This is a genomic window from Methylomusa anaerophila, assembly GCF_003966895.1.
In the GTDB taxonomy this organism is placed as follows: Bacteria; Bacillota; Negativicutes; order Sporomusales; family Sporomusaceae; genus Methylomusa; species Methylomusa anaerophila.
In genome coordinates, this window is the sequence record NZ_AP018449.1 from 4,364,240 (window position 1) to 4,387,672 (window position 23,433).

The following is a 23,433-nucleotide window of genomic DNA, read 5'->3' on the forward strand; positions in this document are numbered from 1 at the left end:
TTCAAGGGAAACAGCATTTTATGCGACAAGGAGTGTTTCTATGTTCAACATGCGACTTAAGCTCAGCCGAAAAAAACGCTACTATGCCCTGACCGCCCTAGCGATAGGCTGCATACTTGCCGGGTTCATGGCAAAAACACATTTCTCAAAAACAACAATAAAGCCCGAAAGCCTCACCGTTGTCCGCACACATGTCATCCAGGCGGCAAACACCGGACAGGGTTACACCTATGCCGGTGAAGTACGCGGCCGCTATGAAAGCCAGTTAGCCTTCCAGGTCACCGGCAAAATCATTAAGCGAAATGTCGAACTGGGCAGCGTAGTCAGTGCCGACGAGGTGCTGATGCAGATTGACGCCAAAGACATTCAACAAACCGTAAACAGCAGTTCCGCCCAGGTACACTCCGCTGAGTCGCAGTTGCGGTTAGCGGAAAGCAACCTCAAACGCTACCGGCAATTACTGGACAACGGCGCAGTCAGCCGCGCCCAGTATGACCAGTATGCGAATGCCTATGATGCAGCCGTTGCCGGGGTACGGCAAGCCTCGGCCCAATACGAACAAGGCGCCAACCAGTTAGATTACAGCCTCTTGAAGGCTGATAAAGCAGGTGTCATATCCAGTATCGCCGCCGAAGCCGGCCAGGTAGTCAGTGCCGGACAGACTGTCATTACCGTTGTCCAGGACGGTGAGCGGGAAATCGACATCAACGTCCCTGAAAATCGACTGGAGGAACTCAAAACTGCCGGACAGCTCAAAGTTACCTTCTGGGCATTGCCGAATATGATACTGGACGGCAAAGTGAGAGAAATCGCTCCCATGGCCGACCAGACCACCCGTACCTTTAAAGTGCGCATCAGTCTAATCAATCCGCCACCGAGTATTAAGCTGGGCATGACGGCCGCCGTTGCCTTGGCCGGCGGCGATACCCGCTCTTCGTTTACCATCCCGCTGGCTGCGCTGTATCAGACAGGGGATACCCCCGCTGTATGGGTTGTGAACAATAACATTCTTACACTGCGCCCCATCAAAACCGGCTCCTTCGGCAACGGCACCATTCAGGTACTGGATGGGTTGCAGCCTGATGATCAGATTGTTAGCGCCGGTGTTCATAAATTGAAAGAAGGGCAGAGGGTAAAAACGACCGGTGATGCTCCATGAACCATTTTAACCTTACTACCTGGGCGCTAAATCATAAACAATTCATCTATTTCCTTGTCTTTATTTTCTTTGCGGCCGGCCTCTTCGCCTATCAGAATCTGGGACGCATGGAAGACCCTGACTTTACCATTAAACAAATGGTTGTCAGCATTGCCTGGCCGGGAGCCACCGCTCGCCAGATGGAAGAACAGGTTACGGATAAAATCGAAAAAAAACTGCAGGACCTGCCCGGACTTGACTATCTAAAAAGTTACTCCGCACCGGGGCAAACGGTGATTTACGTCAATCTCAACGAGCAAGTCCCCCCCAAGGAGATCCGGGCCAGATGGCTGGAAGCCCGTAATATGGTGAATGATGTAAAGGGCTCCCTCCCCGCAGGCGTTCTGGAGCCTAACTTTAATGACCGGTTTGATGAAGTATACGGTGTAGTTTACACTCTGACCGGCGATGGCTACAGTTATGAAGAAATGCGGGAAAAAGCCGAAAAAATCCGCCGTATTCTCCTGGGCATTCCCAGTGTGCGAAAAGTCCAGCTCTTGGGGGTACAAACCGAAAAAATTTATATTGAAATAGAAAATAGCAAACTGGCCCGGTTAGGCATTGACCCAACCGCAATTACGGCCACTCTGCAGGCGCAAAATGCCATGGCCGCCGCCGGCATGCTGGAAAGCTCATCCGACAATGTGTATTTACGGATTACCGGTATGTTCGAAAATCTGGAAGACATCCGCGCTACGCCCATTCAGGCCAATGGCCGCACCTTCCGACTAGGGGATATTGCCAAGGTCACTCGCGCCTATGCCGAGCCGGCCGACCCGAAAATGTTCTTTAACAGTCAGCCTGCCATTGGCATTTCCCTGGCGATGGAGCCCGGCGGCAACATACTGGCACTGGGTAAAAAACTCGATGCCACCATCGCGCAAATTAAACAGGAGCTGCCGGCCGGGCTAGAAATGAATCAAACTGTCAATCAGCCAAAAGTCGTGGAATCATCCATTGATGAATTTCTTGAATCCCTGGCCGAAGCCATTGTCATTGTCTTATTAGTAAGCTTTGCCAGCCTGGGTATGCGGTCCGGCGTGGTCGTGGCCCTAACCATTCCTCTGGTCATTGCCATTACCTTTACTTTGATGTACCTGACGGGCATCGACCTGCAGAGCATCTCTCTGGGCGCTCTCATTATCGCGCTGGGTCTGTTAGTCGACGATGCCATTATTACCATTGAAATGATGATCGTCAAGCTGGAGCAAGGCTGGAACCGGTTTGACGCTGCTTGTTTTTCCTATACCTCCACAGCCTATCCCCGCTTGACCGGCGCGTTGGTTACCTGCGCCGGGTTTATCCCCATCGCTTTTTCCAAAGGGTCTGCCTCCGAGTTTTGCAGCACTCTCTTTTGGGTCGTATTCTTTGCACTCATTTCTTCCTGGCTGGTTGCAGGAGCGGTTACGCCACTGCTCGGCTATCTGCTTATCAAACTAAAACCCACTGGTCAATCGGCCAGCGAAAGCCATGAACACCATAAACTCTATGATACCCCGTTTTATCGCCGCTTCAAACTCATTTTACAGTGGTGCATGCATCACCGCAAAACGGTACTAACCTGCTACTGCCGCCATATTCATCGGGTCCATTTTTCTCCTGGGATTAGTCAGACAAGAATTCTTCCCTGCCTCCAACCGTCCAGAAGTAATCATCCAGCTCAAATTACAGGAAGGAGCATCCCTGACCAACGCAGAGGAAGTAGCTCGCCAGTTTGCTGAAAAACTGAACGGCGATCCTAATATTTCCTATTACACCTATCACGTGGGTGAAGGAGCCCCCCGGTTTGTGCTAAGTTTTGAACCGACGTTCCATAAATCGAATTTCGCTGAATTTATTGTGGTGGCCAAAGATGTCAAAGCCCGTAATGAACTGGCCCAAAAAGCGGAACAGCTATTAAACACGGAATTTACCAGCGTTCAGGGGCATGTCAAGGTATTATTCGGTGGACCGTCAGCCGATTATGCGGTGATGCTGCGTGTCAAAGGCCCTGACCATGAACGGGTCCGCGAAATTGCCGAACAAATCCGCACAATCATGACTGCCCATCCGGCTACTCAAAATGTAAACCTCAACTGGAGCGAAAAAAGCAAAGTTATGCATCTGGAGATTGACCAGGCGAAAGCAAGAGCCTTGGGCATCAGTTCTCAGCAACTGTCTGCCTCGCTCCAGGCCCAGTTGTCCGGAGCAACCATTGCCGAATTCCGTGAACGTGATAAAACCGTCAGTATGGTCTTCCGGTTTGCTGAGCAGGACCGGAATAACCCTGAACGCATAAAAGACCTCAACATCCACATTGGCAACGGCAAATATGTTCCGCTTGACCAAATCGCCACCATCCGTTATGACGCCGAGGAAGGCTTAATTTACCGTCGCGATCTGCTGCCCATGATTATTGTGCAGGCGGAACTGAATCCCGCGTCCGGTTTGACCGGCACTGACGTGACCACCCAAGTTTACGACAGTCTCCAGGAACTGAGCAGCAGTCTGCCTGCAGGCTATCGCATCGAGTTTGACGGTGCAACGGAAAACAGTATTAAAAGTGGAAAATTCCTGGCAGAACCCATTCCGGCCGTGATGCTCATCATTATGATTCTGCTTATGATGCAACTGCAAAACATACCGAAAATGCTGCTAACCCTCTTAACAGCTCCCCTTGGCATTATCGGTGTATCCGTCAGTCTCTTGCTTACAGGAAGTCCCATGGGTTTTGTGGTCCAGTTGGGCATTCTGGCACTGTCCGGTATCATTATGCGCAACTCGGTAATCCTGGCGGACCAGATTGAACAACATCTGGCAGCCGGTGACTCGCTGTGGGACGCCATTGTGAATTCGACGATCAGCCGCTTCCGCCCCATTATGCTAACAGCCGCAGCCGCTATCTTAGCCATGATTCCGCTGGTATTTAGTGTTTTTTGGGGCCCAATGGCGGTTGCTATCGGTGGTGGCCTGCTGGGAGCAACCCTATTGACACTGCTGGTATTACCAGTCATGTATGCCACCTGGTATAAAGCACAGCCGGATACCGGCGCAAAAAACATTCTCTTAAATGATGACGGAAAGCCAATTAATCAATAAACGTCGCCTAAGGCCCCTGGCCACCACTTCCGTCACTTCTTTCTCTGATCGTCCGGGCCCTCAAACTGCCGGGCACGCTGCCTTCCTTCAATAGCGGTTGCTCCTGGTCTTGCTGTGAAAAGCAGTAAACCAAGCCTGAACTCAAATCAAGTCTTGGTTTACTGTTTTCATATGTGTTTACTCATCCTATATAGTTCTTTAAACCTCTTTGCATTATCATACGAATAAGTATTAATTTTCTGGTAGAAGGCCCTATGCTGAAGCACTTTCGTGCCCCTCAAGTTACTCCATCGACGCAGTTCCGGAAAAACGGAAACCGAGTGTCCGGAACTGGGAAACCGCTTTGTGCGAGCTTATTCGCTTTGTGACTTATCCAGTCCATACACCTCACGCATGGATACATCCTTTGCAGGATCAATGCTTTCAATGTTGATTCTGTAGGCATCATGCGCAATACGATCCAGAATGGCATCAGCCAGAGGACTCGCATCACCGCCAAGCTGCTCATACCATCCATCAGGACGGTATTGGGAGCAGAAGATGGTAGAGGATTTCCTGCGTCTTCTATGAAGCAATTCAAAGATATCCTTTTGCTCATTCTCCGATGGTTTCAGCAGAAGCCATTCATCAATAATGAGTAGAACTGGGTTCGCATACTTTGCCATGACCTTTTTGTAGGTACCCTCACCCCTGGCCATCTCAAGATCAATGAGCAACTCCGGGAGACGCACATACTTGGTATTAAGATACTGCTTGCAGGCTTCCATTCCAAAGGCACAAGCCATGTAGCTCTTCCCCCTGCCTGTTGCTCCGGTAATGAATAAATTCCGGTGTTCCGAGATATATTCGCAAGTTGACAATCTCTGAATCAGCGACCTGTTCAGCCACCGTTATGTATCACGGCAGTTTTACAGTTGTCCGGCACCAGAATCTTAGCCACACCGCCGAAGAATTCATACATGTGAACGTGGGCTGTAATCCATGCCCGCTGTTTCTCATTAATGAATGCTTCGACAAAGGCATACTGGCTGTAAGTCATTACACCGACAAAGAGGTAGGCATTAATGATTTCACCAGTATCCGGATCAATGATTTGTGCCGGGTCGCCAGCCCAGTCGACCTCAACCTGTTCTCCAGGCTTACGGTTGATATGCATGGTTGCACGGCGTTTCTGCTCATCTTGTTGGATATAATAGCAGAATTGTGAATACATAAGGGGAGCTTCGCCTGACTGGCGACAGTCTTCCCATGTATTCCGTCCACAGGAGTTTTTTGCTTACACCATTGCGGAGAAGCTCCTTGCGAATGTAGGCGAAGTCAGGCATCCGCTTTGTGAATGTGTCTGAATACTTGCCTTTTGCCGGAAACAGAATCCCGGCAAGCACTTCATCTGTCTGGCTGTCATCAAGTGGCTAAGAGATATTTTTCTCTTTTGCCTTTTTCAGGACGATGTTCACCGTCTTCTTAGAGACACTGCAACTGTATGCAATGTTCTGCTGACTGAATCCTAAGCTAGGTAGCCTAAGGATTTCACGATACTTGGTCATAGATCATGACCTCCTTATAATGTATTTACACCATTTGGTGCATGGTTACATTATAAGGAAATATATTTAAACGGTTTCCAACACCGGATGGTTGGTTCCTTTTAAACCGGAATGACGGTTTCCAGTGACCGGACAGGTGGGGTAATCAGCTCCGGATTATTCATACTGTGTAAAAAAGGCCTATGGAACCTTATAGATCAAGGGTTCATAAGCTCTTTCCACTTCTATCCTTCCGAGTCGGTTTTCATAGTGTTTAATACGTAAAACGGTAACCTCAAAAACCTAATGTTTTCTAACCACGTCTCAGGAAACATATACCATCTTTTCCCACACCCCTTGAAGCCTTGAAATAAATTTGCAACAGCGTTTTCAGTAGCCGTTTTCTGCTTTTCCGACCATATCGCTCAGTAACTTGGTTCTTCTGTCATTATTAGTTTTTCAAGAGTTCGATAAATATTATCAAATAAATTATAGTAGTCAAAGCAGTAATACTGGCCATTGATGCATATAAAAGGCTTTTTTGATATTGGCATCTCAACTGTCGGCCATCCAGTATAAAGAGGTCGACCAAAAAAACAATCGCACTCACCAATGGTCCAAGATAATTTTTTCAAAAAATCCAATGGCCAGCTTGTTAGTTTAGAAAGATTAAATAAATCATTCCCAAAGAGCATGCCCATACCTTTATCAGCATAGTCTTTAAGGTCTTGATTTTCTTCTAGTATTTTGAAGATTGAATTATCGTCTTCTCTCCTTTCTGAGATAATCCTTTCATACTCTGTCATTGCTTTCTCTAAACAAGAAAGCGCTTCTCTAATTCCAACAGTCAAGGATAGTCTTATCTTATTCAACCCATCCAAAAAGTCATTGATACTAACATTAAATAATTTCATAAAAACATCGTTATGCGGTGAACAAAATTCTTTCAAATGATCAATTTCATATATTGAATAACGTTCTCCTCTATAAAAGCGTGAAAGTTGTGCTTCAAAAATAAACTCTGCCAGTTCTTCGTCAATACCAGCGTTTGCTCTTTTGTTCGCTATGAAATATATGAAATATTGTTGAACTAAACTATATAGTTTATGAATCTTTTCTGAAATCAATAAAAAAGCTTCAGTTGGATCGTTTTCATGCTCAGATAATTTCTCAATTTGCGTTGATGCGATAACGCTTAATATATACTCTAATTCACGTCCAGCAAGAACATCCTCATGTGATAATTGAACTTCGGACGTATTATTAATTATAGATAGGAAGAAATTTTGGTATGCATAACATAATAAACTTAAGGGGTAACAGTTTGATACCAATCCCCTTATTTCAACTATCAATTCATCTATCTCATTCTTTTTTTGTTCATGACTTTGAACTAATTTATTCAATAATTCTTTATGACCAGCTTCTGTCATATTACTCCTCAAAGAAATTACATTTCCAAACCTAGCCATTTCAATTGGCCCCAGCTGAAAATACTCGTCTGGTTTAGAGGATACTTTTCGCGTTTTCTTTCTCTTTTTCATAATACGCTCCTTGTTTAGGCACTCATCGACTATTATCTCGGATTCTGATTTAGCTATGCAAGTATTAAAACATATACTTCTTTTGTGTCCACCAGTGTAAAAATGATGCCTTCAATATCACTATTCTTTTCTTAAGGGATTAAAAAGTCCGATAATAGCGCATATGTAAAAAACATATATTTATTTGGTAGCCTATGCCGGAATTCTATTCTTCCTCATCTGTTACGTCATCGGTAACACCCATAAAATACCATCCCTGATGTTCTACAAAGCGAATAAACCTATGCCAAAAATCATCATGTGTCATAAACGGCTGGATAGTTATGCACCCATCAACTTTTATAATCCGCTCGCCTTTTAATCCAGAGCTCATCGGCAAAACATCATATATTCTTTCAACGGCTCTGCTATACTTTTCAATTCGAGCCTTGTCTTCATCGGTAGGATCACTAATCCTTGACAAATCCATATTGTCATGTAAATCAGCAAGCTTGACTAAACATGCGGTTTTATTTTCAAGAATTCTGCTGATAAAATCATCGTAGTTTTCTCCATAACGTTTTGTTAAGCAATCTAAAACCGCCAGTACTTCTTCCGAGAAACCTTCTTTTTGCAGAAACTCCAAAGTAATGTCACTATCTTCAATGGTATCGTGCAGAACCCCACATATACATTCAATTTCACTCTTGCCTGCCATCATCACCCTAAGAGGATGAAATATGTATGGTGCCCCAGCTTTATCAAATTGCCCGTCATGTGCGGTAGTCGCTATTTTTATGGCTTTATTTAACATGTTAAATCCTCCAGTCATTCTTACCAGAGATTATAATCTCTTCCATATGCTTGTTCTACTTCTTTCAAAATAATCCCTACGTCTGCAACATGAATTTTGTAACGCCGCCATTAATAACCCTGCTGCTATTGCTAGAATCATCACCGTATCATCCTACTATATCTACAATGATAGCGCCAATAATATTTATCTCCTGCCCCCGCGCTTTTTGAAGTCCTCTTCTATGCGGTCTTTCCAATTCTCTGTTATGGGGCGGCTGGCTCGCAAGCAACTTACTGTTTCGCTTACTACGGCATAGTTTAACAATGTTCCCTCACTGTCTGCATTATAATTTGTCGCCCTGTCTTTACTAATCCCAAAACGCTCTGCGGTAGCAACAGCGTCAATGTTTGCACCAAGAAAGATAAACTCCCACCCGTACTTGCTTTTTTGATGTTCAATCATTTCGCGCACTTTTTCATAGCTGAATTCACGGCTCGCGTTTTCCATGCCGTCAGTAGTAATCACAAACATCACATGCTCAGCGCATTCCTCTTCGGCAGTGTGTTTCTGGACATTTCCTATCTTGTTGATTGTTTTACCCACTGCGTCCAGCAACGCAGTATTACCGCGCACATAATACTCCTTGTCCGTTATGGGTGCAATGCCCCGTAGGTTAATGCGGTCATGCAGCAATTCGTACTTGTCATCAAACAAAACTGTGGTTATGACAGCCTCTCCGGGCTCCTTTTTTTGTTTCTCCAACATGGCGTTATAGCCGCCGATAGTGTCGCTTTCAAGCCCACTCATCGATCCGCTTCTGTCAAGAATAAATACCAGTTCAGTCAAACCTTTTTTCATATCGTTATCCTCCAAATCATCATTTATCGTGATTTGAGGATAACATTTTGGATCTGCAGATTGGTCGCATGGCAAGCGACAAATTGCCTAGACTTGGCAATCGTGCTAATTCCCCAGCAGGTTTTGGTCAAAGGCAAACAAGGTTTCGTTAATTTCGAAAATATTGTATTTGCCATCTTCAATAAAGTACTGAATGATAACATCGAACTTGCTGCTATTGGAAAGGGCAAAGCCGGCCTTGAGCAGCAAATCCCTGGTTTCATCAAGATTCAGACTGAGTGCTATCGCAAAGGCAATGGCGGTAGGTTTGCTCGGTTTGTAATATAAGTCATTCCGGATTTTTGAAAACAGCTTTCGGTCAATATTCGCCTTTTTATAGGTTTCCGCATCTGTCATGCCCCTTTCGTCAATCAAGCGCAATAGCATCTGGGAGAAAGTTTCATCCATCTGCTTTACTACATCATCAAGACTACGTTTGCGCTTTGCTACGGGCGCAGGTGCTTCGATAGACGAAAGCCAAGGCTCTTCTAGACAATATTCTTTCAGCAGACGCCTTTCTTTAAGCCTGTTGTAGCTAGCGACCGGATGTTCTTCTATATAATTATCGTCAATGTATTGCGCAATTGATGAAAATAATTTTTCGGACAGCGCAAAAGACGCCTTGTCAAACACTACCAGATAGACCGTCATTTCATTGTCCAGAAGGAAGTCGCCAATTACAGAAATCGCTACTTTCAATGCTTTATCCTTGGGATACCCAAAAGTACCGGAGGAGATCAGTGGAAAGGCAATACTCTCAAAATTATGTTCTCTGGCCAATGCAAGTGAGTTCATATAACAATCAGCCAGCAGTTTTTCTTCGTGATTTTTACCACCGTGCCAAACCGGCCCTACAGTGTGTATTACATACTTTGCAGGCAGCTTATATCCTTTTGTTATCTTGGCTTGTCCAACTTGGCACCCACCAAGGGTGCGGCACTCTGCAAGCAATTCCGGTCCTGCGGCTCGATGTATTGCTCCATCAACCCCTCCGCCACCAAGCAAGGATGAATTTGCCGCATTGACAATAGCATCAGCATAGACTTTCGTTATATCATTACGTATTATTTCAAGTGGCATAAGTTCCCCTCCACTTTCTATTTCAAGCTAGGCGGCCACCGCTAATGAAATTACCCCATTTTATTTATTCTTTGTCCAATTATAAATTATTGTTTCATCTGAATTCTCTTCACTTTGATTTTTAGAAAAACAAAAACTTAAATTTGTCTCATCTTTGAGCCTTTGATATAAAGTTGGCCGTAAAATTTTAGTTTTATTATCGTTGAATTTACTTCTTTGACATAAAGACCCATCTGGTTTATTAGGATTCCTTCTTACTTTGTAACAATAAATTTTATCAGGGTCTTCTGCATCACTTATACTTAATGATTTAGTCATTGCTCTTTTTTGAACTTCAGTTTTATTATCAATAACTTCTGTCGGAATAAATGATGCAAAATGCTTGTTAAATTGTTGAAGAATATCTCCGAGATTTTCGCTGTACTGAATATTAAAATATTCTCTTAGAGTTTTAGCATCAACAAAAAGTTTTAGTGAATTTGCTGGAACTAGCAGACTATCATCATGATTTTCCCGCTTTAAGAATTCTATTTTTAAAAGAGCATAATCAGGTTTCTCTTCATTCTCTGTATACAATTTAATTAATACTATATAAACTTGTTGGTTATAGTTAAACAGAAAAGAATCGATCCACCATCCTTTATCCTCCATATCTTTTTTTAAAAGTTTTAGATTGCCAAATATATTGCTGATTGCCAAAAAATACCTTTCTTATTCTCGTTTGCATCATGTCCGATGGACGGATAATGACACTTGAGTGTAACCACCTCCGTGCCTCTGACAGCCGTATCGTGTAGACCTACTGAATTTAATCGTTCTCTGCCTTGATTAACACTAATATGAAACATAATAGTCTTTCGTAGCTTCCTCCATAATATCAACACAGTCTAACTTTAATATAACCGGCCCAATCACCAATATTGTCCAATTTTTTTAATCCCCTTCTCGCCCAAGCTTTTTTCATGCTCCCGTTCACCAAAAAACTCATCATCTCTGGCCACTATTGGATCAAACCAGTCAGCTTTCTTCATTGCCCATTCAATCCAAGCCGCTGTTTCATCATCTATTTCGTCTGAACCACAGGAAGTCGCGACCGCTTTGACATAAGCTCGGATTCTACACGCAGTCTCATAGTCAAGTGCTTCATTTTCCAATGCCATTGTCCGCTCAACTTCTATATTATATCTTTTTCTCCGTTCTTCCTTCCGGCGTTCTGCTTCTGCCTGTTTACGAGCCGCTTCCTCTCTAGCTTCTCGGTCAAGGCGAACCGCTTCAGCTTCCTCATAGAGTTCGATTAGGATTTCTCCCAACCTTGATTCCACATTGACTTTATCCATGTCTCTGAAATATCTCCCCTGACGAACGCTTATTCTCAGCCTTCCATTGAATACATAGTCATACTTGCGAATCTGAGGTTCTGATGGAGTGCAGGTACTGCTGCATATCATCTTGCGCATAATCATCGTCCCGGGAAAGCGAAAACGCGTATTCAAACAGTCTTATATCGCCTACTCCACGCTTTCGCTTAATATAAAAAGCAGGTCCTTTTTCACTTCCTCGAACTTAGAAATGATAGTTTCCAGGTTTTTTCAATGTTTTGAACTTGAACGTTTGTTATTTTCCCATGCTTATACGCAATCAGCCGCTCGTCAATAATGTGATAACTCCAGCTTTCGGAGAATCTGTCTTCATTCTTGATAGCAAATCCGATCGGCAGTAAATCGTTTCTCATGCCAATACTGACGGCCATAGGAGAAATTCCCAGGTAATCCGCTGCTATTTTGCATGTGATTTTCTTGCAGTTCCTTATTTCATCATCTGAATGTTAATTTGCAAAATAAATCATCCGTGATATAGCAGAATAAAAGAGCCGGAAATTTGGTCTAATTTACAAACCAAGAGGAATCATGCAGCAGAGCAAAAAGCGGTTTTGCAAATTGATACAACGTGAGTTTGCCCATTCATTCATCCGCAGAAAAAAGCCCGCAACAACGTGGTTGCGGGAAAATAGAGAAGTAAAATCACAATCCGGATTCCGAAGCGACTGCGAAAACGGCCTCGTCATCAATTAATTCAAGTTTTTTGGCACAGCCGTAAAGCAAGCAATTGGTTGCCAGATTGTTAATCAAGCGAGGAAACCCACGAGAACGTGAAGTAATGGCCTCAATGGCCTGGGGAGAAAAAATATCATGAAGAGCGCCAGCCAACTTAAGCTGATGCAGGATGTAGTGCCTGACCTCATCTTTCGAAAGGGAATTCATCTGATAACGCATCACCACCCGTTGGGCCAGGGGCTGATTGTGACTTAACCGTAACCGTTCCATAAAATGAGGAAGGCCAACCATAATCAGTATAAACGGATTGGCAGAATCCATCGCAAAATTGAACAACAAGCTAATGTCGTTTAAAAACTGATTGGAGACCATTTGCATCTCATCCAGAATGAAAACCGGTGTCATCTTTTGGTTGTGAAACAGATGAAGCGTGGCCTGCTGGATTTGAGCAAACAGGTCGACCTTGCGAAACTTCGGCTCCTGTCCTAACCCTACGGTCAACCCCCTGTAAAAGTCAGATACGGTGACAGTAGACAAGGGAAAGTAGATGGCCTTAAACAACGAAGGATTGAGCGAGGCAGCGAAATTTCTCATCAGCGAAGTTTTTCCTGCGCCAGCCTCGCCAATCACAACGCCCATACCGCGAGTCGACTTTAAATATTCCAGTCTGGCCGTGCCTTCGGAGAATCCTTGCGAGGAAAAGAAGTGTTTGGTTTCAAGCTCTTTGCGAAAGGGCACCGACGAGAGAGAATAAAAGGATTGGAACATCACACATCCTCCTTTTGGCAGGCCAGTAAACTGCCAAAAGAAATCGCAGTCTCTTTGGGAAAGTCCCTGCGTTCCCGTTTGACTTGGGAGTTGTCCCGAAACGATACCGGCGCAGCCACACCTACCTGGATGTCATTGTCATAGATATAGACTTGCTCGGGCGACTCCGGATCATAGCGTACTTCAATCCGTTGCCCGACTAGCTTGGCCGGGACTTCAAACAAACGGTTTGACAGCGTGATCGTTGCGTCGTGCTTCACCTTACGGTATTCCCGCTTAAAAAAGAGTCGTTCCAAAGCATAGGGATCCGTATATAATCGGACAGAAGACGGCTGTGACAAAAATAAGTCAAAAGGAGACATGTCCAGTGCGGAATGCGGTTTGCGATTGTAATCGCTCTCCAGCCACTTCCAAAACTGAGCATTTAAATCATCCAGGGATTTAGGCATATTGTTGGCAAGGAGCGGGTAAAAACGACGGCGCACTGTGCCGAAAAAACGCTCAATTTTTCCTTTGCTCTGCGGATCATAAGGCTGAGTATGAGTCAGCGTAATACCAAGAGCGGCGCAAGCTAAATGAAGCTCCCTGGCATGATACACCTTGCCGTTGTCAACATAAATCATCTTCGGGACACCCCGGCGGAGAATGGACTCTTTGAGCACCGCTTTCATGGGACTAAACTTCTCCGTAAACGAGAACTGAGCAAAAGGAACCAGCCGGGAGCAGTCGTCAATAAAGGCGAACAAATGAGTTTTGAGCTTCTTGCCGCCAATCGTAAGGTAAGGGCCAATGGACATATCGCCCTGCCACAGAATATTCACCTTATCATAACTAAAGCGTTTGCGTTCCTTTAATGCTTTCTCCTCCGGCCATAAAAGCTGTTGTGATTTTAAGAGCCGGTAAACGCTGTGGTAAGACACTTTGTCAGGAGCCAACACCGTGTTCTTAACCAGCTTTTCATAAAACAGCACAACAGAAAGCTCCCTGTTTTTCTGACGCGAAGCAATAATCTGCTCCTTTAGCTCTGGTGAGATCACCCGGCTTCTCCCGCGGTCAGAACGGCCTTTGGGTTTTAAGGCCACAAATCCGCCGCGGCGATAATCGCGGAGCCAGCCCTCCAGAGTTTTCGGTGCAAATTCTTTGCGGCCATAATAGGGGACCTCATGGAACTTGGCGCAGATTTCGGACAGGTAGTCTTGTTTAGAATCGACTTGATCATTCAAAAGCGGGGCGATCAGCCCATAACGAAATAGAGCGACTTGCTCGCGATCTTCATTTGTCAATGAACACACCTCCGGTAAATGGGGAGGCTAGCCGGCTAACCTTGTACAAAAGCCATCATACCGCAACTTTCTGACCTTCGCCAGCGAAAAGTTATGTGGGAACGCACTGGTTTACGCTCAGATAGAACCTATGGTACAATGAATGTGCCATAAAAGTATGTTTGTAGTGTTGATGAAACCTTTGCGAAAGGGTTTCGGCTGTGGGGACAGTTAACATACAAACCATTTTTGTGGCTTTTTCTTTTACATCTTGCGGAGTGACTTCAGGCCAGCCCTGGTCGCGGAAAAACATCTCCAGAAATAGCAAGTTGCCATGGAATCGTCTTCGATAAAAGCGCAGTAGGGCTGAACAAATTCTTGACGTGGTTGCCTTGGCAAGAAAGATTTGTTGCAACGCGGTCACAATGAACTCCAGTGAATACTGGAAATAGGGCAGTGCAAAGGAAGGCAGCATCGATATCGTCAGTTTGCACGTTTTGCAGTAGAACCTGGCTACCGGAATCCGTTTTTCCCATTGCTCATTCAAGATATTGCGCCAATAGCTGCCATGCCGATGAATCGAGTGAACGGCTCCGCAGACGGGACACTTTTCCGGTCGAACAATTTCTAATGCCTGAAATCGGGTAATGTATTGCGTAATAGTTTCTTTAACTGTAATCAGAATCTGCAAAAAATCCGCTCCCGTTGCTGTTGTAATGTGCAATATATTATAGCAAATTGGAACGGATCTGAAAAAACGCTTCGTCCGTATGATTCTGCAATATTTTCCCCGGCCAAGGATTAGATTTTTTGCAAGCTAACAATCTGAATACTTGCCCATGCTTTTTCATCTCCGACGTTTTCCAGTATCAACTTCATTATATAATTCAAACAAACAATCATCTACAAAATATTCCATAAATCTGTTTCAACATGACAAAAAGCCGGCCAAGGTGATAAACCTCACCCCGACCGGCCCCTTTTCTGTTTCTATTCAATTATACATTCGACTTCTGTACCGTCAAGCAAACCCACCATCAATCTGTCATCGTCATATGCTACTACTTTTTCCATTAATGCAAAATATAGGTCCGTATCAAATTCATTTATTGGCTCAGCTTCAGTTATGATTTTTGAAAACTGCTTTGCTTTATAGCGCCGAAGCGGATTATCGCTTTCCCGAAGTTTTTGCCATTTGCCGAGAAAATAATCCTTGTTTTCGACCAGCGTATTAAATACATCAACAAAAGCCTGATACAAAACCCCATCGTCAATATGCCTGCTTTCGCAGCCCTTTTCCCCCTTCACCAGATATTTGCCATTGCATCTCCAGATAATTCTTCTAAGCCTTTCATCGTTTGAGTTCCATACCTTCCTGCCGAAAATCTGGCCGCAAGAGCCGCAGATGACTCTGCCTGCAAAGGGGTTGCTGGTTGTAGCATGACATACTTATCGGACGTTGATTACAACCCGTTGCTTTCCAATGATTTGGAGGACGGAGATATACCAAATCGTAAATCTGACGTATCAATGTTTTCCATTTTTTTCGTAATTTCTGGAGGATAGTCTCTATCATAGTCCCTATTATTCTCAGTATTAATTACTGCAGGAATATATTACATAGTAGAGAATATGGAATAATTGATAAAAAATGTATCGGAGGGTTGTTAATGTTTCCTGTCCGCCGACTAATGGCGCAGATATGTCTATCTCTAATTATCCTCTTGGCAATAAGTTCAGTAGTTCACGCCGAGGAATCTGCGCAGGACTTAATTCAAAAGGGTGATACTTATTTTCGCAGCAACAGCGCTGACCAAGCTATAGCCTCCTACAGTGAAGCAATCAGTGTTGCTCCTAACTCCCCCACAGCTTATTCCAAAAGAGGCATCACGTATCTACTAGCAAAGCATGACCCTGAAAGCGCCTTATCAGACCTGTCAAAATCGATAGAATTGGGATCGACTTCTGCATTCACCTACTTCTATCGAGGCACTCTATATTTCCAACGAGAATTCTTTGATCCGGCAATCAAGGATTTTACTAAGGCCATTGAGTATAAACCAGATTTCGCTGATGCTTACTCTTACCGCGGGCTGACATACTTACGCAAAGGCACACCTGCTTTGGCTGTTACTGACCTGACTAAATCAATTGAACTTAATACATATGACCCTTACGCAGATTACATCAACCGAGGAGCCGCATATAAATCTTTGGGGCTTATTGACCTTGCAATAGCGGACTTTTCCAAAGCAATCCAGATGAAACCGCAAGGGGCCGAAGGATATATTTCTCGAGGAAATAGCTACATGCTTGCCGGTAAACCACTTTCGGCTGCAGATGATTACAATTACGTGATAAGACTAAAACCCAACGAGCCATCCACTTATAATTATCTGTCTTATGCTTTTGAAGATGCAGACTGTTTTGACAAAGCTATTGAGGCAAATGATAATTATCTCAATAAAGTATCTTCACTGAACAATCCTTCCGTCAACGATGCCAATACTCGGGTGAAATATTTACAAGATCTAAAAGCCGCGCTGACGTCTGCTAAAGAAAAAAAAACGAAGCTTCCCCCAAGCACAACTGCAGTTGATGGTAGCGTTGTAAACAGTATAGAAAGACAAGCCATTGTCAGTGGCGTCTCACTCATGGAAGCCTATAACTCCAAAGATTTGAATAAGGTTCGAGCTGTGCAATTGGAGACACGATACCTTCCAGACGACCAGATAAATAAATTTTTAGGCAATTCCAAGGACTGGACCCTGCAGGCTGTTGAAGTTCTCTCATCTACGGAGACAAGGATCACCGCCAGAATGGTTTTCTCCAGGGAAACAAGCAACCAAAACTACCTTGGCAGAAACTTTTCTTACACTATACACCTCGCCACACTATGTTTTATGGATGGGCAGTGGCGGTTCATTCGTTTACCAAAGGAAAGGGGTCTGGATCTCTTTTCGACAATGCAAGTAGCTGAAAAATCAGCCAAACGATTCGGTGTTGATGACCTATCTAAGTGGACTGGTCTATCAAAATAATTTATACGTGATCTCAATGGCAGCATTGGGATCACTAGGAAAACCCTAAATCCGACGAAATGTGTTATCTTACGGACATTAATTTCTATATCTTCAATATCTTCCAATCTCGGACTAACGTAAATTAACCTATTGCTAATAAGATTTCACCATTATGGAGCACCTCGACCCGATTCATAACGTTGATTTGTAGCGACACAATGGCAACCGCATTAGCATCAAAATTAATATTGGCAATAAGCTCAACGTTACAGTATTCGCAAAGAGCCAAGTGACCGCTATAGTCGCCTAAATTCGATAAGTGAAAGGAATTTATAAATACAACCCAGTGCAAATTATCTTCACCGTCAAAATAGGCGTCGCGGCCGCTAATCCCATCGTCATAGGGCAGGGTAACATCATGTCACTCCCAAGCCCCGTTTTGCAAAATGCGAATGACTGCCGCCCCTGCTCCCGGGAAAGATAGCAGGCAAAATTTATTCTGACTGTACACAAGGAACGTATCGCGGGAATTGTTGAGGAAGAAGTCATCAGGCGCATTGTATTCAGCTATAATTGTCAACCCGGCGTTTCTAACATCCCTAATTCTGTAGAAGGTATTGGCGGCATTATTTTCGTCACCAACTACTTCCACAATAACCTCTTCCTTGTTTCATTGATCGGCGCTTCGCCGGCAATCGTCCTGGCTTTTATCCAAAATAAGTGGTATTAATAGGGGCAGCAATTGTCATGGCGGCTCCCCAAGCGCCGAAGGTCCCCGCGCTGCCGGCGTTGTCGGGAGCCAGCGTCCACTTGTCATAATTTTTTATCGCGACGATTTCCTCGGTACTGTGGTCGGAACTAAGGCCGGACGTAATAGTATCATATCGCGAAAGTATACAGTATTGCGTCTTTCGGTCATGGCAGCCTTCGTTTTATGGTTTTTCAATATCCGCATACTTGATTTGGATGCTATCCCGCAGGAGAAACACATCATTTGCCGAACGTGTCTGCTCAATGTAGCGTTTCGCAATAACGTCGGCGTACTTTTCATCCAGCTCAAGGCAATAACAAATCCGGTTCGTTTGCTCACAGGCGATCAAGGTGGAGCCGCTGCCTCCGAAAGGATCAAGAATGATGCAGCCTAAGCTTATAGATGTCTTCTTTTTGAGTAGGTGTCATGATGCAGCCCCTTTCTCATTCGCGATTACCGCTAAACCGGTTCGCAAAATAAAAAAACACGTTGGAACCATGTACTTACAAGGTCCGCGTGCTAAAAAACGACGGGTATTCGTATCCCCCGGCCTATTTATTATGCGAAATTTTGCGTGATGGTGGGCGGCGGTCTGGAAGGGGTAAGGTTGTAGAGATTTTACCCCCTTACCCCCTGGGCTGACAGGCGTTTTTTCGTGTATTTGTTGGCGCTGTTTGCTATACTTTTACACTTAATAGTGGTAGGAGGGGTGTCGGTCACTCGCCTGGGTTTTGACGTCATGGCATTTCTTACATAGCGGCTGCCAGTTTGTCTCGTCCCAAAAAAGAGTTTGATTTCCACGATGGGGTTTGATGTGATCCACCACGGTGCCTGCTGTTGTCTTACCTTCTCTTTGGCACTGTACGCACAGTGGATTCGCTTTCAAGAATTCTTTTCTGGCCTTTTGCCATTGGCTGCTGTAGCCACGCTCATGGGCGCTCGCCCTGTCACTGGTGTGCAGTTTAGCGTGAAGATCACAATAGTCGTTATCGGTCATCAGGGGACAGCCCGGATGTTTGCATGGTTTCTTGGGTTTCATTGGCATAAACATTAGCCACCTTTGCGTAAAGAAAAGCCCTCAAAGCTTGCTGCTCCAAGGACTTTCCTCGTTTTGATTATTCTCCCATGATATAATCTTACACCCTAATAACACCTCAAAACGGACATTGGCGGACATTTTATAATTATTTATTTTTGCAGCACAGAAAACCCATGACCATATAAGATTTTGTTCTTCCCCGCGGCCCGGCTAATGACCAGTCATCTGACCAAACACGATTCACCTTCAGTCAAATTTATTGCATTTTCTTGATTTCTTTGTTATTATTATTTCAGGGATTATTATCTCTGTCCCTGCATATTCTATAATGGAGATGACTATTATGTTGGCAAAAACTATGGAGCGTGATCATATGGATAGAAAAATCATCAGCGTTTCGCCAAAGCGCCAGATAACTATCCCGCTTAAATATTTTAAACAACTTGCTCTCGAAACCGAAGTCGAATGCTTTGTGCAAAATAATTCGCTTGTTATTCGCCCCATTCGTAACGACCAAGCTGAATTTTCCGTGGAAATCTTAAAAGACCTTGTAGCTCAAGGTCTATCTGGTGATGAGCTTATTCGTCAATTCGAAGTTGAAAATAAGAAGATAAAGAAGGCTATCGGCATCATGGTAGAGGAATCGGAACGCATCGCTTCTGGCGAAATTCCAGCGGCTTCTTTTGACGACGTGTTTGGCAAGGAGAACTAACTATGTACGAAATGCTGTTCAGTCCCGCCGCAGAACGCTATTTCAAGAAACTTAAAGACAAGCAATTGCTCACAAAATTTAAGGGCGCCTTACTCCTCATTAAAGAAAACCCGTATATTGGTCAAGCCAAGCGTGGGGATTTATCCGGTATTTATGGTTATGATGTTTACTACGACAAGACCAACTACGAAATTGCGTACTCCATTTTTGAAATCGATGGCAAAAAAGTAGTTGTCTTACTTGCCGGCACTCGCCAAAATTTCTATGAAGAACTTAAGCGCTTAATAAAAACTGATACCAAGAGATAAAAAGTCCTTAAAGCTTGTTTGCTCTAAGGACTTTTCTCATTTTGATTATTTTCCCATGATACAATTCTACACCCTGAAAACACCCCAAAACGGACATTGGCGGACATTTTACAAATAATTTAGTTCAGCCGCCACAGAGTAGACGATGTACTGCTTCCAGCGCCGGATTGTCCGCTCATCCACACCCAACTTATAGGCAAGCCCGGCGGTTGTATACCGGCTTTGCCAATACTCTTCCATGATGGACTGCTTGTCGTGACATAACCGATGATAGGTTTTTTCAATCGCTTTTTGGATTTTCTCAAGTTCAATAATTTTTCGATCCATACTGATTTTGACTGCTTTACTGGCCGTACTGTTGCCGACGGAATTGCTCCGGCCTTCCTGCTTTTCCGGCGTTTCCAGGATAATATCGTTTTTCAGCCGGCTGAGCTCTTTCAGGTTATTTTTATACTGGCGAATTTCCTGCTCGACGTACTTGAACGTGTTTTTACTCAACCGATGCTTTTTGATGCACACAGCCACATATTCCTCATGGCAAAGTTGCGAAACGTCTATCCTAACCTGATGCGCTTGGAGTACGACAACAGGCGCACACAGGCAGCGAGTTCTCTCGAAACCGTAGCGTCCACGGAAAAGAAAACGCCCTCTCAGCTATTCGGGGAACTGTTCGAAATGCAAAACGGGCAGCCGATGAGCGAAGAGCAATCGAAATACGTTACAAACCTGTTCAACGAAATCTGGGAGGTGGTGGCGAACTCATGAGACCTCTCAAACTGACGATGTCCGCCTTTGGCTGTTATGCAGACAAATAAACTGTTGATTTTGAAACGCTTGGCAATGAGGGGCTATACCTCATCACCGGCGATACTGGAGCGGGAAAGACAACGATATTCGATGCCATCACCTTCGCTCTCTACGGAGAAACGAGCGGAGATAACAGGAAAGCAGAGATGCTTACAAAACCTTTCAAGACCGGGTTAAGAAGGACGCGAACGGACTCGTCGCGGAAATTAAAGAGCAAAGGCGCAGCTATGAATATACCCTTGGTAATGTCCAAGTAGATGCGAGTGACTATGAAAGCACGCAAAAGCTGTCCGATGCCAGGTCGGGGCTTGTATTGGCGGAAGATGTCATCGAGTGGCTGACACAGATTATTTCTGCCGACAATGAAGCGTTCGCTGCAAATGAGAAACTGCTGGAAGAAGTCGGTGTTAAGCTGGCTGAAATAAACCAGAGGGTCGGACAAGCGGAGCAAGATAAGAAAGCGCGTGACACTTTGAAAGCGGCGCAAGACCGTCTCCCGTCAGAGACGCTGGGTCTGAACGAGGCTGAATCAGCTTTGAATGCAGGGAAAGCAAAACTGCCCGAATGTGAGGTCGTAAAATCGCAAATTGCTGAAATAGAACGATCGTTGCCTAAGTATCAGGAACTGCAAAATCTTATCGATACGATTAAGGCAAACGTGGAAAAGCTATCTGTCGAAAAGCAAAATGTTGAAGACTTACAAAAGCAGCAAATCTCCGATACATCTGCCCTTGAGGCCGCAAAGGCGGAACTCAAGTCTTTAGCGGATGCCGAAGTCAAAGCCGAAACATTGCGTAGCCAACAAGAAAAACTGACCGCAAAGCAGAGCAGCCTTGGCGCGTTTACCGCTTCGCTCGATGGTTATAGCAGAATACGCTCTGAACTCAAAGCGGCACACGACGACTATACTGCAAAGTCTACAATTGCAAAGACTAAGCGGGATGAATATGAAACTCTGAACAAGGCTTACCTGGACGAGCAAGCTGGGATATTGGCGGTAGAACTAATAGATGGGCAACCCTGCCCAGTTTGCGGCTCAATCGAACAATCCTACACCTGCGGTTTTATCCGTCAAGGCTCCTACAAAGGCGGTGCTTGATAATGCAAAGAAAGCCGCAGAAACCCGCAGAATCAGAAGCAACTACTGCCAGCGGCTTGGCAAGCAATTTGAAAGGGCAAAGCGGCACAAAGCGAGATGAAATCACCGCCACAGCAACAACACTATTGGGAGACACTTCGTTCGACGAGATACCGCAGGTTTTGGAGAGCGCGCTAACTGAGATTAAAACAGAACTTGTGGGAATCATCGAACAACTCGCTGAACAGGAGAAAAGAACGGCTCGTAAAAAGGAACTTGACAAAGCGATACCTGCTTCTGAGAGTAACCTTGTCAAAATCGGTGAGGCGCTGGGCAAGTCCAAGGAGCAAGTCGCTGCTCTGACCACACAGATAGACTCCGACGACAAAGCAAGAGAAAAGCAGGCTGCGGAACTCAAATTCAAGAATGAGGCCGATGCCAAAGCGGAAATCTCCACGCTCAATGGAAAGAAAAAAGGCTACGAGGATGCCCTCCAATCATTACCAGACCACATATGATACAGCAAAAATGAAGGCAGACGGCACGGCAACGGAGATACAGACGTTACAAGCACAGCTTGCCGATTCGCAGCCGCTGGATTTAGATGCGCTAAAACAAGAAAAGGACTCCACCGAAAGCGCACAGCGTAGCTTGAGCGAAAGTAACCGTGTTGTCAGCACTCGTAAGTCCGCTAACCAAACCGCGCTGAATGCCATTAACAAAACGGCAAAAACTATCATCGAACTCGAAGCCCGTTACAAGTGGTTGAAAGAAATCTCCGACACGGCAAACGGAGATATTAGCGGCAAGGAAAAAATCAAACTGGAAACCTATATCCAAGCTGCGTACTTCGACAGGATAATTGCACGGGCGAATCTTCGACTACTGCAGATGTCAAACAGCCAGTTCGAGTTAAAGCGGCGGGATGTAAGCGGCAAGCAGGGACAAAGCGGGTTAGACTTGAATGTTATCGACCACTACAACGGTACGGAGCGTGATGCTAAAACACTCTCAGGTGGTGAGTCGTTCATCGCCGCACTGTCGCTTGCACTCGGCCTTTCCGACGAGATACAGAACAATGCCGGAGGCATACGGCTTGACTCGATGTTCGTTGATGAGGGCTTTGATTCATTAGACGATACAAAGCTGTCGCAAGCAATGCAGGCGTTGATGAATATATCGCAGACCAACCGCCTCATCGGGATAATATCCCACGTTTTCGGGCTTGATGAGAAAATCGGACGCAGAATCGCCGTGACCAAAGATCGCACGGGAGGAAGCAGAGCCGAGATTATCCTGAACTGATGGTGAACCATAGAATGCCTACAAACCCTATAAGAATCTCCGGCATCGGCAAGAATTTGGCTCATTTTATACGTCGGTACAATTTATTTTACCATTTACAAAACGTCATACGCCGTATTCTGGAATACTATTTTATGCAGCTTTGCGGCTATGACGGCGTAAACATCCGCAAAGGAGTTTTGGCAGATAACGATAATTTTGTGAGCAATTTATAATTATCCATTGGGA

Annotated in this window: 25 protein-coding genes and 3 pseudogenes; 11 read left to right on the forward strand and 17 right to left on the reverse strand. The window is 44.7% G+C overall.

Features of this window, described 5'->3' with window-relative positions:
• Nucleotides 1–40: 40 nt before the first annotated feature.
• Nucleotides 41–1,159, forward strand: coding sequence for an efflux RND transporter periplasmic adaptor subunit (locus tag MAMMFC1_RS20035; RefSeq protein ID WP_126310191.1), 1,119 nt, complete (start codon nucleotides 41–43; stop codon nucleotides 1,157–1,159).
• Nucleotides 1,156–4,276, forward strand: a pseudogene (locus MAMMFC1_RS20040) (efflux RND transporter permease subunit). Before MAMMFC1_RS20035 ends, MAMMFC1_RS20040 begins: the two are co-directional and overlap by 4 nt.
• Nucleotides 4,277–4,629: 353 nt before the next feature.
• Here MAMMFC1_RS20040 and MAMMFC1_RS20045 read toward each other — a convergent pair.
• From MAMMFC1_RS20045 to MAMMFC1_RS20105, 13 genes and pseudogenes are all read right to left on the reverse strand, one after another.
• Nucleotides 4,630–5,160 carry an ATP-binding protein gene (locus tag MAMMFC1_RS20045; protein ID WP_197724018.1) on the reverse strand — a complete coding sequence of 177 codons (531 nt, stop codon included), beginning with the start codon at nucleotides 5,158–5,160 and terminating at the stop codon, nucleotides 4,630–4,632.
• Nucleotides 5,157–5,432, reverse strand: a complete 276-nt coding sequence (locus MAMMFC1_RS22510) for a DDE-type integrase/transposase/recombinase (RefSeq protein ID WP_232035575.1) — start codon at nucleotides 5,430–5,432, stop codon at nucleotides 5,157–5,159. Before MAMMFC1_RS22510 ends, MAMMFC1_RS20045 begins: the two co-directional genes overlap by 4 nt.
• Before the next feature lie 256 nt (nucleotides 5,433–5,688).
• The gene (locus tag MAMMFC1_RS23000) at nucleotides 5,689–5,823 is read right to left on the reverse strand and encodes a LuxR C-terminal-related transcriptional regulator (protein WP_408631221.1); all 135 of its coding nucleotides are present in this window, start codon (nucleotides 5,821–5,823) and stop codon (nucleotides 5,689–5,691) included.
• A gap of 404 nt (nucleotides 5,824–6,227) precedes the next feature.
• Nucleotides 6,228–7,346 carry a hypothetical protein gene (locus MAMMFC1_RS20055; protein ID WP_126310192.1) on the reverse strand — a complete coding sequence of 373 codons (1,119 nt, stop codon included), beginning with the start codon at nucleotides 7,344–7,346 and terminating at the stop codon, nucleotides 6,228–6,230.
• A 205-nt stretch (nucleotides 7,347–7,551) separates the two neighbouring features.
• Nucleotides 7,552–8,139 (reverse strand): bifunctional (p)ppGpp synthetase/guanosine-3',5'-bis(diphosphate) 3'-pyrophosphohydrolase, encoded by a 588-nt coding sequence (locus tag MAMMFC1_RS20060; RefSeq protein WP_197723854.1) that lies wholly within the window; start codon nucleotides 8,137–8,139, stop codon nucleotides 7,552–7,554.
• 186 nt (nucleotides 8,140–8,325) lie between these two features.
• Complete coding sequence (locus tag MAMMFC1_RS20065; protein ID WP_126310193.1) at nucleotides 8,326–8,979, reverse strand: vWA domain-containing protein; 654 nt, start codon at nucleotides 8,977–8,979, stop codon at nucleotides 8,326–8,328.
• Nucleotides 8,980–9,084: 105 nt separating this feature from the next.
• Nucleotides 9,085–10,098, reverse strand: coding sequence for an O-acetyl-ADP-ribose deacetylase (locus MAMMFC1_RS20070; protein ID WP_126310194.1), 1,014 nt, complete (start codon nucleotides 10,096–10,098; stop codon nucleotides 9,085–9,087).
• 60 nt (nucleotides 10,099–10,158) lie between these two features.
• Nucleotides 10,159–10,797 (reverse strand): DUF6037 family protein, encoded by a 639-nt coding sequence (locus MAMMFC1_RS20075; RefSeq protein ID WP_232035576.1) that lies wholly within the window; start codon nucleotides 10,795–10,797, stop codon nucleotides 10,159–10,161.
• Between the two features lie 212 nt (nucleotides 10,798–11,009).
• Nucleotides 11,010–11,435 carry a hypothetical protein gene (locus tag MAMMFC1_RS20080; RefSeq protein WP_126310195.1) on the reverse strand — a complete coding sequence of 142 codons (426 nt, stop codon included), beginning with the start codon at nucleotides 11,433–11,435 and terminating at the stop codon, nucleotides 11,010–11,012.
• A gap of 684 nt (nucleotides 11,436–12,119) precedes the next feature.
• Nucleotides 12,120–12,920, reverse strand: a complete 801-nt coding sequence (locus MAMMFC1_RS20090) for an ExeA family protein (RefSeq protein WP_126305554.1) — start codon at nucleotides 12,918–12,920, stop codon at nucleotides 12,120–12,122.
• Nucleotides 12,920–14,203: a DDE-type integrase/transposase/recombinase gene (locus tag MAMMFC1_RS20095; RefSeq protein WP_126305553.1), complete on the reverse strand. Its 1,284-nt coding sequence runs from the start codon at nucleotides 14,201–14,203 to the stop codon at nucleotides 12,920–12,922. Before MAMMFC1_RS20095 ends, MAMMFC1_RS20090 begins: the two co-directional genes overlap by 1 nt.
• A 91-nt stretch (nucleotides 14,204–14,294) precedes the next feature.
• On the reverse strand, nucleotides 14,295–14,873 hold the full coding sequence (locus MAMMFC1_RS20100; protein ID WP_126305552.1) for a DUF6431 domain-containing protein: 579 nt from the start codon (nucleotides 14,871–14,873) through the stop codon (nucleotides 14,295–14,297).
• Nucleotides 14,874–15,172: 299 nt separating this feature from the next.
• Nucleotides 15,173–15,595 (reverse strand): annotated as a pseudogene (locus MAMMFC1_RS20105) (zinc ribbon domain-containing protein); the annotation flags it as partial.
• 257 nt (nucleotides 15,596–15,852) lie between these two features.
• Between MAMMFC1_RS20105 and MAMMFC1_RS20110 the strand changes: the two are divergent.
• Complete coding sequence (locus tag MAMMFC1_RS20110; protein ID WP_126310196.1) at nucleotides 15,853–17,223, forward strand: tetratricopeptide repeat protein; 1,371 nt, start codon at nucleotides 15,853–15,855, stop codon at nucleotides 17,221–17,223.
• Nucleotides 17,224–17,626: 403 nt separating this feature from the next.
• Here the strand turns inward: MAMMFC1_RS20110 and MAMMFC1_RS20115 are convergent, their stop codons facing one another.
• From MAMMFC1_RS20115 to MAMMFC1_RS20125, 3 genes are all read right to left on the reverse strand, one after another.
• The gene (locus tag MAMMFC1_RS20115; RefSeq protein WP_126310197.1) at nucleotides 17,627–17,857 is read right to left on the reverse strand and encodes a hypothetical protein; all 231 of its coding nucleotides are present in this window, start codon (nucleotides 17,855–17,857) and stop codon (nucleotides 17,627–17,629) included.
• Nucleotides 17,858–18,137: 280 nt separating this feature from the next.
• Nucleotides 18,138–18,305: a hypothetical protein gene (locus MAMMFC1_RS22795; protein WP_324332437.1), complete on the reverse strand. Its 168-nt coding sequence runs from the start codon at nucleotides 18,303–18,305 to the stop codon at nucleotides 18,138–18,140.
• Nucleotides 18,306–18,647: 342 nt separating this feature from the next.
• Nucleotides 18,648–19,001, reverse strand: coding sequence for an HNH endonuclease (locus tag MAMMFC1_RS20125; RefSeq protein ID WP_126310199.1), 354 nt, complete (start codon nucleotides 18,999–19,001; stop codon nucleotides 18,648–18,650).
• A gap of 337 nt (nucleotides 19,002–19,338) precedes the next feature.
• Here MAMMFC1_RS20125 and MAMMFC1_RS20130 point away from each other — a divergent pair, with 337 nt between their 5' ends.
• Both MAMMFC1_RS20130 and MAMMFC1_RS20135 read left to right on the forward strand, forming a co-directional pair.
• On the forward strand, nucleotides 19,339–19,707 hold the full coding sequence (locus tag MAMMFC1_RS20130; RefSeq protein WP_126310200.1) for an AbrB/MazE/SpoVT family DNA-binding domain-containing protein: 369 nt from the start codon (nucleotides 19,339–19,341) through the stop codon (nucleotides 19,705–19,707).
• Between the two features lie 2 nt (nucleotides 19,708–19,709).
• Nucleotides 19,710–20,015: a type II toxin-antitoxin system RelE/ParE family toxin gene (locus MAMMFC1_RS20135; protein ID WP_126310201.1), complete on the forward strand. Its 306-nt coding sequence runs from the start codon at nucleotides 19,710–19,712 to the stop codon at nucleotides 20,013–20,015.
• 108 nt (nucleotides 20,016–20,123) lie between these two features.
• Here the strand turns inward: MAMMFC1_RS20135 and MAMMFC1_RS20140 are convergent, their stop codons facing one another.
• Nucleotides 20,124–20,513: a hypothetical protein gene (locus MAMMFC1_RS20140; RefSeq protein ID WP_158618826.1), complete on the reverse strand. Its 390-nt coding sequence runs from the start codon at nucleotides 20,511–20,513 to the stop codon at nucleotides 20,124–20,126.
• A gap of 36 nt (nucleotides 20,514–20,549) precedes the next feature.
• Here MAMMFC1_RS20140 and MAMMFC1_RS21640 point away from each other — a divergent pair, with 36 nt between their 5' ends.
• The 6 genes and pseudogenes from MAMMFC1_RS21640 to MAMMFC1_RS20165 all read left to right on the forward strand — a co-directional run bounded on the left by MAMMFC1_RS21640 (nucleotide 20,550) and on the right by MAMMFC1_RS20165 (nucleotide 23,420).
• A complete protein-coding gene (locus MAMMFC1_RS21640; protein WP_158618827.1) occupies nucleotides 20,550–20,780 on the forward strand; it encodes an exonuclease SbcCD subunit D C-terminal domain-containing protein in 231 nt (76 codons plus the stop codon).
• Between the two features lie 62 nt (nucleotides 20,781–20,842).
• A pseudogene (locus tag MAMMFC1_RS20145) lies at nucleotides 20,843–21,079 on the forward strand (AAA family ATPase); the annotation flags it as partial.
• Nucleotides 21,080–21,135: 56 nt separating this feature from the next.
• Nucleotides 21,136–21,921 carry a hypothetical protein gene (locus MAMMFC1_RS20150; RefSeq protein ID WP_126310203.1) on the forward strand — a complete coding sequence of 262 codons (786 nt, stop codon included), beginning with the start codon at nucleotides 21,136–21,138 and terminating at the stop codon, nucleotides 21,919–21,921.
• A 2-nt stretch (nucleotides 21,922–21,923) separates the two neighbouring features.
• Entirely contained in the window at nucleotides 21,924–22,418 is a 495-nt protein-coding gene (locus MAMMFC1_RS20155; protein ID WP_126310204.1) for a hypothetical protein, read from the forward strand.
• Nucleotides 22,363–23,205 carry an SbcC/MukB-like Walker B domain-containing protein gene (locus MAMMFC1_RS20160; protein ID WP_197723856.1) on the forward strand — a complete coding sequence of 281 codons (843 nt, stop codon included), beginning with the start codon at nucleotides 22,363–22,365 and terminating at the stop codon, nucleotides 23,203–23,205. Before MAMMFC1_RS20155 ends, MAMMFC1_RS20160 begins: the two co-directional genes overlap by 56 nt.
• A 14-nt stretch (nucleotides 23,206–23,219) precedes the next feature.
• Entirely contained in the window at nucleotides 23,220–23,420 is a 201-nt protein-coding gene (locus tag MAMMFC1_RS20165) for a hypothetical protein (protein ID WP_126310206.1), read from the forward strand.
• Nucleotides 23,421–23,433 lie beyond the last annotated feature (13 nt).